General features: G+C 63.0%; 15 protein-coding genes and 4 pseudogenes. 11 read left to right on the top strand and 8 right to left on the bottom strand.

All coding sequences use genetic code 11. The features are described 5' to 3' along the window. Positions 1-299 precede the first annotated feature (299 nt). On the top strand, positions 300-938 hold the full coding sequence (locus tag U0023_RS27525) for a helix-turn-helix domain-containing protein (protein WP_009488340.1): 639 nt from the start codon (positions 300-302) through the stop codon (positions 936-938). After that, a complete protein-coding gene (locus tag U0023_RS27520; RefSeq protein WP_009488338.1) occupies positions 931-2,166 on the top strand; it encodes a type II toxin-antitoxin system HipA family toxin in 1,236 nt (411 codons plus the stop codon). Before U0023_RS27525 ends, U0023_RS27520 begins: the two co-directional genes overlap by 8 nt. Positions 2,167-2,351: 185 nt before the next feature. Here U0023_RS27520 and U0023_RS27515 read toward each other — a convergent pair. Then, positions 2,352-3,172, bottom strand: a pseudogene (locus tag U0023_RS27515) (IS5/IS1182 family transposase); the annotation flags it as partial. A 50-nt stretch (positions 3,173-3,222) separates the two neighbouring features. Between U0023_RS27515 and U0023_RS27510 the strand changes: the two are divergent. Both U0023_RS27510 and U0023_RS27505 read left to right on the top strand, forming a co-directional pair. After that, positions 3,223-3,899 (top strand): annotated as a pseudogene (locus U0023_RS27510) (IS3 family transposase); the annotation flags it as partial. Next, positions 3,896-4,951, top strand: a pseudogene (locus U0023_RS27505) (transposase); the annotation flags it as partial. The pseudogenes U0023_RS27510 and U0023_RS27505, both read left to right, overlap by 4 nt. Here U0023_RS27505 and U0023_RS27500 read toward each other — a convergent pair. The 7 genes from U0023_RS27500 to U0023_RS27470 form a co-directional block, all read right to left on the bottom strand. Next, positions 4,926-5,387, bottom strand: a complete 462-nt coding sequence (locus tag U0023_RS27500) for a transposase (protein WP_009488330.1) — start codon at positions 5,385-5,387, stop codon at positions 4,926-4,928. The pseudogene U0023_RS27505 and the gene U0023_RS27500 overlap by 26 nt on opposite strands. Before the next feature lie 115 nt (positions 5,388-5,502). Further along, a complete protein-coding gene (locus tag U0023_RS27495) occupies positions 5,503-5,772 on the bottom strand; it encodes a hypothetical protein (RefSeq protein WP_009488328.1) in 270 nt (89 codons plus the stop codon). After that, entirely contained in the window at positions 5,769-5,981 is a 213-nt protein-coding gene (locus tag U0023_RS27490) for a hypothetical protein (RefSeq protein ID WP_009488326.1), read from the bottom strand. The genes U0023_RS27495 and U0023_RS27490 overlap by 4 nt, the downstream gene beginning before the upstream one ends. Then, complete coding sequence (locus U0023_RS35695) at positions 5,974-6,153, bottom strand: BrnA antitoxin family protein (protein ID WP_009488324.1); 180 nt, start codon at positions 6,151-6,153, stop codon at positions 5,974-5,976. The genes U0023_RS27490 and U0023_RS35695 overlap by 8 nt, the downstream gene beginning before the upstream one ends. Positions 6,154-6,205: 52 nt before the next feature. After that, positions 6,206-6,499, bottom strand: coding sequence for a hypothetical protein (locus tag U0023_RS27480; protein WP_009488322.1), 294 nt, complete (start codon positions 6,497-6,499; stop codon positions 6,206-6,208). A gap of 125 nt (positions 6,500-6,624) precedes the next feature. Further along, positions 6,625-6,879, bottom strand: a complete 255-nt coding sequence (locus U0023_RS27475; RefSeq protein WP_009488320.1) for a hypothetical protein — start codon at positions 6,877-6,879, stop codon at positions 6,625-6,627. A gap of 219 nt (positions 6,880-7,098) precedes the next feature. Beyond that, entirely contained in the window at positions 7,099-7,272 is a 174-nt protein-coding gene (locus U0023_RS27470) for a hypothetical protein (protein WP_154660855.1), read from the bottom strand. A 155-nt stretch (positions 7,273-7,427) separates the two neighbouring features. Here U0023_RS27470 and U0023_RS27465 point away from each other — a divergent pair, with 155 nt between their 5' ends. From U0023_RS27465 to U0023_RS27430, 7 genes and pseudogenes are all read left to right on the top strand, one after another. Then, complete coding sequence (locus U0023_RS27465; protein ID WP_009488318.1) at positions 7,428-7,748, top strand: iron-sulfur cluster assembly accessory protein; 321 nt, start codon at positions 7,428-7,430, stop codon at positions 7,746-7,748. Positions 7,749-7,826: 78 nt separating this feature from the next. After that, positions 7,827-8,114, top strand: a pseudogene (locus U0023_RS27455) (iron-sulfur cluster assembly scaffold protein); the annotation flags it as partial. Continuing rightward, a complete protein-coding gene (locus U0023_RS27450) occupies positions 8,008-9,378 on the top strand; it encodes a homocitrate synthase/isopropylmalate synthase family protein (RefSeq protein ID WP_407667428.1) in 1,371 nt (456 codons plus the stop codon). The pseudogene U0023_RS27455 and the gene U0023_RS27450, both read left to right, overlap by 107 nt. Before the next feature lie 8 nt (positions 9,379-9,386). Then, complete coding sequence (locus U0023_RS27445; protein ID WP_009488312.1) at positions 9,387-10,100, top strand: serine O-acetyltransferase; 714 nt, start codon at positions 9,387-9,389, stop codon at positions 10,098-10,100. After that, a complete protein-coding gene (nifW, locus tag U0023_RS27440; RefSeq protein WP_009488310.1) occupies positions 10,097-10,480 on the top strand; it encodes a nitrogenase stabilizing/protective protein NifW in 384 nt (127 codons plus the stop codon). The genes U0023_RS27445 and nifW overlap by 4 nt, the downstream gene beginning before the upstream one ends. Before the next feature lie 191 nt (positions 10,481-10,671). Continuing rightward, a complete protein-coding gene (locus U0023_RS27435; RefSeq protein ID WP_009488308.1) occupies positions 10,672-11,523 on the top strand; it encodes an electron transfer flavoprotein subunit beta/FixA family protein in 852 nt (283 codons plus the stop codon). 16 nt (positions 11,524-11,539) lie between these two features. Further along, positions 11,540-12,649, top strand: a complete 1,110-nt coding sequence (locus U0023_RS27430; protein ID WP_009488306.1) for an electron transfer flavoprotein subunit alpha/FixB family protein — start codon at positions 11,540-11,542, stop codon at positions 12,647-12,649.

Below are 12,649 nucleotides of genomic sequence, written 5' to 3'. Positions count from 1 at the left end.
AGCCCGCGGGGCAGCCATGTTATGGAGCCAAACAGATCTTAAGCGCTTGACTGAACCCGGCCGAATAGAGAAGCCATCTCCTGGAAGAGGCTGAAGCCGGACCGCGGCTGGCACTGGCCTTCTAAGTCGGAGGACCCTGTCCCGGGCACGGCCACAGCCTGACATCCCGAATGCTTCATATGCTATAGCGTATATCCAGAGCGCTATATATGTTATGGCATATATCTAATTGACAGGCTCGATCAAAGATGATATGTTTAAATATATAACGATTCTAATGCCATATGTGAAAGCATATTATGCCAGCTGTCGGTGAAATCGCAAGGGCTCTGAAGGATGCCCGCGCAAATAAAGGACTGAGCCAGGCCACCTTGGGCGGGCTGGTCGGCCTGCCGCAGAGCCATATCTCGAAGATCGAGAGCGGGGCGGTCGATCTGCAGCTTTCCAGCCTGATCGAACTCGCGCGCGTCCTCGATCTGGATGTAAGGCTGGTCCCGCGCAAGGCCCTTCCCGCCGTCGACAGCGTCGTCAGGACGACCGCGCCCTCGGCGGAAGCCGAGCAGCAGGCGCGTCTGCATAACAATCTGAGACGCATTGCCGAGGCGTCGGGCGAGCTCTCTCGCTTGCACCTTCTGCCGGACGCGGAGCGGCTGGCCGATGCCGCCAACCTTCTGCAGAAGGTCACGATCCCACGGGAGGAGATTGCCCGCGTGCAGAAGGCGGTCGAGCAGCTCAAGCCCCTGCAGCATCTGCCGATTCACACTAAGAACTACGAGGCTCTCGCGCGCCAGCTGCAGGACCCGGGCCTGCAGAGCGCGATCAGGAGTGCGGCGCAGGCCCTTAGAAGCGTGCGCAATCACATTGCGCATAGTCCCGCGGCTGTAAAACCGGCCGTCCGACCGGCCTATGCCCTGGATGAGGAGGACGATGATGCCTGATGTCTCCATTCTCTATGTCCAGCTCTATGGCGAGACGATCGGCACGCTCACTCATGTGGGCGGCGACCGCACGATTTTCGCGTTCAGTGACAGCTATATCGAGAGCAATGACCGGCCCACTCTGAGCCTGTCTTTCAAAGACGAGTTTGGCGGGCTGATCACCGATCTGCCCGCAACACAGCGGCGTGTGGCGCCCTTCTTTGCCAATCTGCTGCCCGAAGGCACGTTGCGGGACTATCTCGCCGAGCGCGCGGGCGTGCATGTCGAGCGCGAGTTTTTCCTGCTGTGGGTGCTGGGACGCGACCTACCTGGCGCCCTGACCATTGTGCCGGCCGACGGGGAGGCTTGGCCGCCGGAGGCGGACAGCGCCCCTGCAAAAACAGTCAAGCGCGACCGTGAGAATGCGCTGCGCTTTTCCCTTGCCGGCGTGCAGCTCAAATTTTCGGCCGTCAAAAACAGCGGCAAGAATGGCGGTCTCGTAGTCCCCGCGCAGGGCGTGGGTGGCGAGTGGATCGTGAAGCTGCCTTCGACCCGCTTTGAAGGAGTGCCGGAGAATGAATATGCCATGATGAGCTTGGCCCGGGCGGTCGGTATTGACGTCCCGGAAATCCAGCTGCTCGACGTGGATTCGATCAACGGGCTGCCGGATGGCATCGGCGTGCTCAAAGGGCAGGCCTTTGCGATAAAGCGGTTCGACCGGACGGCGGACGGGCCCGTTCACATTGAGGACTTCGCGCAGGTGTTCGGTGTCTATCCGGAGGACAAGTACAAGAAGGCGACGCTGCGCCGTCTCGCGCACGTGCTCGGGATCGAGAGCGGCAGCGACAGCGTCGCGGAGTTCATCCGGCGCGTGGTGTTCAGCGTGCTGATCGGCAATGCCGACATGCACCTGAAAAACTGGTCGCTGATCTACCCGGACCGGCGCACGCCGCTGCTTGCGCCGGCCTACGACCTGGTCTCGACGATCCCCTACCTGGAGGACTACAGCTTTGCGCTGAAGTTCGCTAGGACCAAGCGGTTCGACGGCTTTACGCGCGAGGAGCTCTCGTACCTAGCGGACAAGGCAGGCCTGCCCGTCCGCCCGGCGCTGGCTGTCGCACAGGAGACGGTTGAGCGCTTTCTGACGCAGTGGGGGGGCGAGAAGAGGCATTTGCCCTTGCCCGGTCCTGCGGTGGAGGCGATCGACACCCACCTTGCGCGGCTGCCGATCGTCCGGACAGGCTTTTAGGCCCGTGCCCTGCTTCTCGACAGAGATATGGCGCACCCCTTTTCCGTCGGGAACAAACAAGCAATATTGATGTGGATAACTCGGCAATGCCGGCAAAGAACGAGGCCAAGCCGAGAAGAGTCGTGAAGGCGTAAGGGCAGAAGCAACTGATATAGTCGTCCGTGAAGAATGTTTGATAGCGTGAGTCATGCGCGTTGGCGCAATGGATCATCGCCGACCAGCATCAGGGCGAGAGGCCACAAAAGCGCCGCCAACCACCGTAGCAGGAGCGAGAAGTTATACCCGACGGCCGCCAGGACGGCATTGATGCGGTCGCCCTCGCGGCCTTTCAGATGATTGCGGCCCATGCGGTGCTCGGCTTTCAGGTGCCCGATCACCGGCTCGATCGCCGCCCGCCGCTTCATCTCGCGTCTGAGGGCGGCGGTCGTGCGCCTGATCTGACCGGAGGATAAACCTGGAACCGGTTCGGATGGTTGTGGCCGCGATAGCCCTTGTCCACATGGGTGCGCTGGACCGCAACTCCGGTCATTACGGCGACATCGGCCACCGCGGCTGCGAGCGTGTGACCGTCATACGGGTTGCCGTGCAACGCCCGGGCATGCAGCACGAACTGGCCACCCTTGGGCTTCGTGACCGGAGTGGCGATGCTCACCTTGCAGCCAAACTCATACGGTGTGCGGGCCTTACCCTTGCCGATGCACTCCACCTCGGGTGCATGCAGGGCGTAGACCTTGGGCCCGCGCTGACGCTGGGTCTGCTGCCGGACCCTCACCGCCAAGGCGAGCAGCGGACCAAACCGCTCCTCCAGAGCCGCATCGCCTGTGATCTTGCGGCGTACGTCCCGGATTACCCGACCGAGCCTGAACCGCAGGAAGCGCAGCTCGCGGGTAGCGCGCTTGAACTGATGCGCATGAAGATAGCGTCCAATCCTGATCGCGGCGTGCTTGGCCACCCGCCGATAGCTCTGGCGCAACCGGACGCCACACTTCTGGGCGAGATCCAGCATGGTATTGCTTCGAAAGAATGGAGAGCCTCTCCTGAAGCAGGAGGATCTCCATGCCCCAGACACGCTTTACGAAAGAGTTTCAGGATGAGGCCGTTCGGCTCGCCCTGACCAGTGGCCGCAGCCGACGGGCGATTGCCGCGGATCTCGGGATCGGCCTGTCGACCCTGCGCCACTGGATCGATCGCCGCCGCGAGCGCGAGATCGACCATCCGCCCGACGAGCGCCAGGAGGCCATGGCGGCCGAGCTGAAGCGGCTGCGGCGCGAGACCGAGATCCTGCGTCAGGAGAGGGAGATCCTGAAGCGGGGGCCACCGCTTGTGTCGCCAAGGAGGGAAGGCGATGACGTTCCGGCTCATCGCTGCGGCGAAAGCGGACTTCTCCGTCACCCGTCTGTGCCAGGTTCTCGGGGGCAGCCAGAGCGGCTCCTTCGCCTGGCGCTCCCGTCCGGCCAGTCCGCGCCAGCGCGAGGATCTGGTGCTGCTGGCCCATGTCCGCTCGGCCTTGGCCCGCTCCCATGGGACCTATGGCAGTCCGCGCCTGACCCGCAAGTTGCCGGACGAAGGCCTGACGGTGGGTCGGCGCCGGACTGCCCGGCTGATGCGCGAGAACGGGCTGAAAGGCCGACAGAAGCGCCGGTTCAAGCGCACCACCGACAGCCATCAGGCCTTCCCGGTCGCTCCCAACCTGCTGGAGCAGGACTTCTCGGCCGTGGGCCCGAACCAGAAGCGGCAAGCCCATGCCGAGCAGATCGGCCGCGATGGTCATCAATGGCTTGCGGCCATCATGGCTCCTGGCGCAGCGACATGGCTGCGACACATCCCGGCGGTTGCGGTGCTGCGGCAGGTCTGGCTTCAGAACTTCTGCCTGCTCAGTGAAGCTCCACCCGCGCGACCTGAGGCTCTGCCTCTGATACGGTGGCGGACGGACCAGGAGGGGTTTCCACCCTCCTTGCTGATGGTCGCCTCGCCCTACGATCCGGAGGTGCACTACGCCAGGAAGCAATCAACGATCTGGATCGGCTACAAGGTGCATCTGACCGAGGCGTGTGACGAGGGCGAACCGCATCTCATCACGCATGGGGAGACCACGCCGGCGCCCATCGTTGATTGTGATGCTCTCGATGACATCCATGCGGCGCTCGAAGCCAAGGGTCTGCTGCCGGCCACTCACCTTGTCGATGCCGGGGATGTCGCAGCCGACCAACTGGTCGCCAGCCGGCAGAAAGGCATCACCCTGTTAGGGCCGGCTCCCAAGGATGATCAGGGGCAGGTCCGGTCAGGCGAGGGCTTCACGGTGCAGGACTTCCTCCTCGATTGGGATCGGGAAGTGGCAATCTGTCCGGCCGGGCACGAGAGCAGGAGTTGGGGTCCTGATGATCACCAGAGACGGACCGCACTGAAAGTTCGCTTCTCGACAACAGAGTGTCGATCCTGTCCCTTGAAGACACAGTGTACCCGAAGCGGGCGGCGCCTGCTCACGCTACGACCACGCGAGGAACACGAGACGCTGGAGGCGGCTCGCCAGCGCGAGGAGCAACTCGCCTTCTCAAAAGAGTATCGACAGCGCGCCGGCATCGAAGGAACGATTTCGGCGGGCGTCCGGGTCCTGCATCTTCAGCGCTCGCGCTATATCGGTCTCGCCAAACCGCATCTGCAACACGTGCTGACGGCAGCTGCCATGAACCTCGTCCGCATTGGTGCTTGGATGGGTGGCACACCACTTGCGCAAACCCGTCAATCCGCATTTACCAAGCTCATGATGGCTCCGACCCCAGCGTGACGAACTCGCCAGCAGTATCTTCCGCGAAGCAAGTCCAGCGCAGGCCTGAGGCCTTGACGAAGTGGGCATCCGATGAGCGCACCGGATCGCGGTCGATGCCTTTGGCTGCAATTCGCTTGCCGCGGCGGCGCTCAATGGTGTCATCCAGGCCGAGGATCACCGGACCGGTCGGGACAAAGGCGTGGATCAGCAGGCCCAACAGCAGCCGGGCAGCGTCGCGTCCGCTCCCGCGGGCCCGACTGAGAACGCGATGGTCGTTGCCGAAGTGCCGCTCGCGGCTGAGGCCGGCGATGCGCAGGAGGCTGGTCACCGTGCGCTTGCCGGGCGCCAGGATGGCCCCGAGGAGCAGGATCTCGGCATGGCACCAGGTCCGGTGGCGAAAGAGCCGGGCAAAGGCTAACATGATCGCGGCGAAGCGGGCGGGCAGGTGCAGCATGGCGGCGTCTCTCTTGGCGGGGACACACCAACCTACCGCGTTGTTCGCTTCGCCGCTCCCGCGCTCGCAAATCACCCGTCAGAAATGGCCAAACTCAAGCTAAGATGCGGATCCACTACTGAACTATCTGCGAATGCGGATCAGCGTCCCGTCCGGTTTCCATCTGTACATTACCGAGCCAATCACAGAGTTCCTTCAACGAGGCGAAGATATGTTCGATCTCAGTGAAGGGTGCAGGCCTCCGAGCCGGAGGTAAATCCTCAAGCAGTTCCGCTGTCCAAGTGTAAGGCTGGAATGAGCTGCTGCGCACGACACTCCCCACAACCTCTCCATTCAGGAGGAGGTCATAGGCGCCGGGCGCCAGCTGGATCAGGCTGTAGCTCATACTGGTGTCTTGTCAGATGCAAGCTGTCGATCAATCCACTCGTAGGCCTTGGCGGTGGCAGCATCGCGATCGGGAGCCATGATCAAGGTCGGGCGCTGTTTGGGCTGTGCCACGAAGGCCATCCATTCCAGGCCAGTTGGGCTGAGTCGGATCTGATAGCCGCGGTGCTCCAGCACCTCAGCCTCTGCGGCTGCACGGGCTTCAGTCATTGGACTTGCCGGCGGCCCTGCGCAGGGCTGCGCTGATGTGCTCCTGCCAGCCTGGGTCGCCCTCTTGAAAGTACGCGAGCACATCCAGGTCGATATGCAATTTGAATGATTCCTTTTCGTGCTCGGGTCGCATAGAAGTAAGGATCAAATGTTCTGTCTGATATCTGATCATCGATGTTCTCCCTATCTAAGCGCCAATGCGGTGTCAGAGGCGAGGCTACTGCCTACTGGACCAAAGCAATGCCCATGGATTTCTCGAAATGACCGAGAATGGCATTGGCCACCGTATTGGCCTCTGCAAAGGGTTCGGGCCGTACATGGTACCGGCCGAGGATTTCCCGGCGTCGGACCGGACTGCCCGGATTGAGGCGGTGCGGATCGTAATCGATCAGTTGCTCGCCATATTCCCTCAGCCAGGACAGATCGACGCTGTCGGCCAGGGCTGCGTCGTGATCGGGCATGATGTTGCGGGCGGAAACATAGCCCGCGTATTTCGGCAGCTCTTCCCGGATTGGCATGCCAAGATGGATATCCAGCAACCGGTCCTAGCACCCGCATGTCGGCGATGCCATCCAGGCTGTTCTCGGTCACGTCGACGAGGTTTGCGAGACCAGCACAGGGTTTTTGCTTCTCCAAGCCACGATCAATTTCCTGGCAGCAGCAAGGCGCAGTTCTTGTCGGGGTGGGCGCAGAAGAGCAAACCGCCGCCATCCTCGAATTCCTGCACCAGAAATGCATCATCGGAGGCGATGCCGGGAAGCCCCTCATAGGCCCGACGCAGCCTTGGCCGAATTGTGGCATAGTCTTCCGAAGATTCAATGACACCGGCAAGCGACAGATACGGCAACTTTGTCGAGGTCCGCGGCCATACTTCAGTTCCGTCCGCTTTATGAAGCATTTCGATCTCCCTGCGATTTCAGAAGTCATCAGGTTTCCGACATGGCAAAACTCAGCCGTTATCCGGATTGCTCCGCAATCCGCATCTGTTGCTCTCGCACAGCTAGGTGGGCAGCTCCTTCCGGCCCCCGACGGGGGAGTTTTCCGGCCCCCGACGGGGGAGTTTTCCGGCCCCCGACGGGGGAGTTTCAAAAGGCGTGCCAACTGCGCAGAAAGCGCCTCAGAAATATTTTTCTGCATACTGGTCAATGGCTTGAGAGTGCAGCAGGAAGTCGGGCCGAACACCACCGTGTTGCGGACGCGACAAACCCGACAGGCCGTGTCGGTTGCCTGACGTTTTCACAGGAGCTGCAGACAGGATTGCTCCACGGGAACAGCGCAGTTCACGGGTCATCCAACCGCGCTCCGCGTGGTCCGATAGTCGACAATGTCGGACCGGCGACATCGCAGCATTAGAGCCATTATGTTGTTTTGACATGAGTTTCTCCTTTGGCATGGGACATGCATGGTTCTCCGCAAGTGCGTCACGGAGTGAGGAGAAATCGTCCCATGATCATGCTCACCGAAAACGCCGTCGCCGCGGTGAAGACTGCGCTTTCCCGCGCCGCTGAGCCGGCCGACGGCTTGCGCATCATGGTCCGGGCCGGCGGCTGCGCCGGCTTCCAATACCTGCTAGGCCTGGAAAGCATCTCGCGCGAGGGCGACGCGGTCATCGAGACAGACGGGGTCAAGGTGTTCGTCGACGTAGGCTCCCAACCCCATGTCGCCGGCACGACCGTCGACTTCGTCACGGGGTTTGAATCCTCCGGCTTTGTCTTCGACAATCCCAACGCGCGCGAGAAGTGCGCCTGCGGCAAGTCCTTCGGCTGATCGCCTGAGACAGGGAGAAGGGCCATGTGGGACTATAGCGACAAGGTCAAGGAATACTTCTTCAACCCGAAGAATGCCGGCGTTCTGGAAACGGCCAATGCCGTCGGTGAGGTCGGCGCCATCTCTTGCGGCGATGCGCTTAAATTGATGATCAGCGTCGATCTGGAGCCGAGCCATGTCCTGAGGGCGATGAATATCCCCTATACCGCGGCACATGGGGCAATCCGCTTTTCCTTTTCGCGCGACAACGGCGAGGAGGATGTCGACCGGGTGCTCGAGGTCATGCCCGGAATCGTGGAGAAGCTGCGTGCTCTTTCCCCCCTCAGGGCCGGGGACGAAGTGCCGAAGAGCTTCGATCCGGTCTAGGCCTGAGGGGCAGAAGAGCCGACCGCCGCTCATGAAACGTCCGGTCTTTCTCAACGATACGACCCTGTGCGACCGGGCACAGGCACCCGGCGCCGCCTTCACGACGGCCATGGGCGCCGACGAGATCGAAGCAATTTGCGCCGCGGGCGCGCTGCGTCTCCCGATTCGGCTCACAGCCCTGGCTGTATCAAAACTCAAACTGGCCCGATCTTGGTGCACTATTTGTACGATTTCATGCGTCTGCACCGAGAAGTATTCGGCCAATCCAGTCCTGCACGACACAAAATTGCTTCAACGAGTGACACGTCAGCGTTTTTACGCAACCAAGGCTTGGTGTCGAATGAGGTCGGAGGATCTCAACGCAGCAATCGAGAGCGGTATCGCCGCCGTCAATCTGTCACTGCCTGCATCGGACATCCTACTCACCGCCAAGCCCGGCCTTGATCGGGCGGGAGCGCTTCAGGTCATCGAGCACATGGTCGGGCACGCAGCCGCCCGCGGCCTCTTCGTCACGGTGGGCTGCGGGGATGCCTCGCGGGCCGACCGGGATCATCTCGCCAGTGTGATCGAGACGGCTGCGTGCGCCAGCGCAAGCCGTGTCAGGCTGGCCGGCTTGGTCGGTGTTCTCGACCCCTTTTCGACCGTCGAATTTGCCGCCCAGGTCGCGGACCAGTCTCCCGCCGACCTCGAATTTCATGCGCACAACGACCTCGGTCTCGCCGCCAACACGCTGGCGGCGATCCGTGCCGCCGCGCGCCATGCCTCCGTCACCGTCAGCGGGCTCGGCGAGCGTGCCGGCAATGCCGCGCTGGAAGAGGTGGCCGCCGCGCTGGCCGTCCTCGACGGCGCGGATACCGGCATCGACCTGACCGTATTGCCCGACCTCGCCGCCCAGGTGGCGCGGGCCGCTCGCCGGCCGACAGCGGCCATCAAGCCGGTCGTCAGCGCCGATGATTTCACCCACGAATCCGGCATCCATGTCGCGGGGCTGCTGAAGGATCTCCACACCTATCAGGGGCTCGATCCGGCGCTCGTCGGCTGCTGCCGGCGCATCGTCATCGGCAAGCATTCCGGCGCTACCGCGATTGCCCATGTGCTGAGCGAAAACGGCCGCGACCTCGACCCAGATCTGGCAGCCGCGATGGTCGCCCGCGTCCGCCGCAAGGCGGCCGAGACCAGATCGGCAATCACCGCAACTCAGCTGGTCGAGCTCTACGACAGACTGCGCAGCGAGGCTGCCGGCCCAACCCTTGAAATCGGGTGAGGCCGGCGATGTCGTTTATCCTCGCCACCACGTCCTCCAGCATAGCAGCCGCGCGGCGCGGCGCAAAAGCCGTTCCGCCATCCTTGATGGCCATGCTCCGTGAGGACATCGCCTGCGGGAAGGCGCGCGATCCGGCCGCGCGCAGCACGCTCGAAATCGTGCTCACCTTTCCCGGCGTCCACGCCATCGTCTGTCACCGGCTCGCTAATCGTCTGTGGCGGCGAGGCTTCCGCTTCCCGGCGCGCTTGCCGTCCTGGGCGGCCGGCCTCGTGATGAATGCCAACATCCATCCGGGCGCGACGATCGTCCGGCGCTTCCTCATTCATCACGGCACCGAGTTCGTCATCGGCAAAACCGGCGAGGTCGGCGACGAGGTGACCCTCTATCACGGCATCACGCTGGGCGGCACGTCCTGGGCGCCGGGCAAGTGCCATCCGACTCTCGATAGCGGCGTCCGCGTCGGTGCCGGCTGCCGGGTCGGCGCCAATGCAGTTTTCATCGAGGACGTCCCGCCCGGCCTGACCGTGGTCGGCATACCCGGCCGCATCGTTAATGGCCGGATCGATCTCGACCATCACCTAATGCCCGGCCCGGTCGGCGATGCGATTGCCTCGCTGGTCGACCGCTTCTCATTCCTCGAACTGCGGATTTCGCGGCTGCAGCGTCAGCTTGCCGCGAACGCACCCGAGACCACCATTTCCCACCAGGGGAGAATGCAATGAGCAGTGGTTCCGCTGACAGCCGTCACATCGATGCCACCGATATCCTCGCGCAGCTGGAGGGCCTGTCGGCTGCGGAGGAGTTCTTCGCAGTCCTTGGCGTCCCCTATGATCCGAAGGTGCTCAATGTGTCACGGCTCCATATCATGAAGCGCATGGGGCAATACCTCGCCGAAGAGGATTTCTCCGATCTCCCCGACCAGGTGATCGCCGCGCGGGCGTGCGCCACGCTGGAACGTGCCTACGAGGACTTCGCGACTTCCTCGCCGCTCACGCACCGGGTCTTCAAAGTGCTCAAAGACCACGATCCGGACAAACCCGCCACGCCGGGCCGCACCTTCGTTCCGTTCGACTCTGTCCTGAAGCTGTTCGGGAAGGAATGAGTGCGACACGACAATGTCGAGCAGCCGACAAATCCGGTTATCACGACGGCGCCTTCAGAAGAAAACAACCGCATTTCAAAGGCATAGGGGAACGCAAAACAGTTGGCACGAATGATGCTAGGAAGGAAATGATGCTAGGAAGGAGATGAACCGCCAAGCCCGCATCCGGATAGGAGCCTAGAGAGACCGCCATGCACATCGTAATCTGTATCAAGCAAGTGCCGGATTCCGCGCAGATACGCGTCCATCCGGTGACGAACACGATCATGCGCCAGGGTGTGCCGACCATCATCAACCCTTACGACCTGTTCGCCCTCGAAGAAGCACTCAGATTGCGCGACGCCCATGGCGGCGAGGTCACCGTGCTTACGATGGGTCCGCCCATGGCCGAGGACGCGCTGCGCAAGGCGCTCACTTACGGCGCCGACCGCGCGGTGCTCTTGACCGACCGCTATTTTGCCGGCTCCGACACGCTGGCGACCTCCTTCGCTCTCTCTCAGGCAATCACAAAGGTCGGCGAGACCTTCGGTACGCCAGACATCGTCTTCACTGGCAAGCAGACGATCGACGGCGACACCGCCCAGGTCGGGCCCGGCATCGCCAAGCGCCTCGACCTCCTGCAGCTCACCTATGTCGCGAAGATCGCCTCCATAGATCTCGATGTGCGCGAGATCACGGTCGAGCGCCGCTCGGAAGGCGGCATGCAGATGCTGAAGAGCAGGCTCCCTTGCCTCATCACCATGCTGGAAGGCACCAACGAGATCCGCCGCGGCTCGCTCGACGACGCTCTGCGCGCCGCGCGCAGCCAGATCGTGAAGTGGAGTGCGGCCGACGCCGGCATTGAGGACCTCGCCAAATGCGGCCTGCGCGGCTCTCCGACGGTCGTCAAGCGCGTTTTCGCCCCTACCGCGCGGGCGGAAAAGGCGGCGCAAATCGACACCACCGATAAGACGCTGCGCGATCTCGCTGACGAGCTGATTGCCGCAATCTTAACCCGCCAGCCGGCGCTGGAACACGAACTCCCCTTCGACGGCGCCGCGTGACGGCAAGGAGCAGACGATGTCGACCGCGAACCGAGAAACCCCTCCCCCCGCCGCCGGCCGTGCCGGCATGAAGAAGGAGCTGCCCGAGCATTTCAAGGACTACCGGCACGTCTGGGTCTTCATCGAGCTGGAGCGCGGCCAGGTCCATCCCGTCTCCTTCGAACTGCTCGGCGAAGGCCGCAAGCTCGCCGACAAGCTCGGGGTAGAGCTCGCTGGCGTCGTGCTCGGCCCGCCCGGCGAGGCGACGTGGCATGCGGTCGCCGAGGCCTTCGCCTATGGCGCCGACCTCGCCTACATCATAGAGGACCCGCTGCTCGCCCATTACCGCAACGAGCCCTTCACCAGGGCGATGACCGACCTGCTCAACACCTACAAGCCCGAGATCCTGCTTCTGGGGGCGACCATCCTCGGCCGCGACCTCGCCGGTTCCACCGCGACCACGCTTCTCACCGGACTCACCGCCGACTGCACCGAGCTCGACGTCGACGCCGACGGCTCGCTCGCCGCGACGCGGCCGACCTTCGGCGGCTCACTGCTCTGCACGATCTACACGATCAACTACCGGCCGCAGATGGCCACAGTGCGACCGAGGGTCATGGCCATGCCGCAGCGGGTGGACAAGCCGGTGGGCCGGGTCATCCAGCACAAGCTGGCCATGGCCGAGGAAGAGGTCGTCACCAAGATCCTCGGATTCCTGCCCGACAGCCAGTCGGCCAAGGCCAATCTCGCCTATGCCAACGTCGTCGTGGCCGGCGGCCTCGGCCTCGGCGCGGTGGAGAACCTGCAGCTCGTCAGGAATCTCGCTTCCGCCATTGGCGCCGAATACGGCTGCTCGCGCCCGCTGGTCCAGAAAGGCTGGATGCCGGCAGACCGCCAGATCGGCCAGACCGGCAAGACGATCCGGCCGAAGCTCTACATCGCCGCCGGGATCTCCGGAGCCATCCAGCATCGCGTCGGTGTCGAGGGCGCGGACTTGATCGTCGCTATCAACACCGACCCGAACGCCCCGATTTTTGATTTCGTCCACCTCGGCATCGTCACCGATGCGATCCGCTTCCTGCCGGCGCTGACGGAAGCCTTCACGCGGCGGCTCTCGCCGCACAACCGCGACAAGCTCGCCAGCTGA

Source organism: Microvirga lotononidis, assembly GCF_034627025.1.
GTDB lineage: Bacteria > Pseudomonadota > Alphaproteobacteria > Rhizobiales > Beijerinckiaceae > Microvirga > Microvirga lotononidis.
Note: the sequence above shows the minus strand (reverse complement) of the source record. Positions and strands in the feature narration are given on the sequence as shown.